This is a genomic window from Corynebacterium sp. MSK218, assembly GCF_030232655.1.
GTDB lineage: Bacteria > Actinomycetota > Actinomycetes > Mycobacteriales > Mycobacteriaceae > Corynebacterium.
Genome location: NZ_JASPGN010000035.1, coordinates 1 through 618, shown reverse-complemented (window position 1 = coordinate 618; position 618 = coordinate 1). Strand labels below are relative to the sequence as shown.

Below are 618 nucleotides of genomic sequence, written 5' to 3'. Positions count from 1 at the left end.
GACAACTCCCCGAGGCTTAACGCAGCCTTACACGTCCTTCATCGGCTCAGCATGCCAAGGCATCCACCATGCGCCCTCAATAACGAACACACAACCAACACACAAACACCACCACACAAGGTGGCAGTCGAAGCATGCTGGCGTGAACTACACAAAACACAAAAGAACAGAAATCACACAAACCACACACCCACACCACCACACAAAGCAGCAGTATAAAAAGCATGCGGTTTAATGCTCGCGTCCACTATACAGTTCTCACACAACACCCCACACCAACCACACAACCAGCAACAAGCCCGGCTGCATGCGCTACGTGTGGGTTACAACCAGGGGATAATGCCCCAGACACCCAACAATGCACCAAGTACTTCTTCTCATACGTGTTGGTCAAAAAGAGTTCACCACTCGTGGATAGTAAATCATTCTTGGTTAAGGTGTATCTCCACCCGATTCACATAAACGGTGGCAGCAAAACTTTTGTTTACTCAACCACCAACCACACAACACGGTGTGGCGATGACACCAACTGGTGCCTTACATTAATGCTCCTTAGAAAGGAGGTGATCCACCCGCACCTTCCGGTACGGGTACCTTGTTACGACTTCGTCCCAATCG

At 49.8% G+C, this 618-nt stretch carries 2 rRNA genes; both read right to left on the bottom strand.

The features are described from left to right. Positions 1–90, bottom strand: a 23S ribosomal RNA gene (locus QP922_RS12810); the annotation flags it as partial. 466 nt (positions 91–556) lie between these two features. Then, positions 557–618: ribosomal RNA gene (locus QP922_RS12805) — 16S ribosomal RNA — on the bottom strand; the annotation flags it as partial.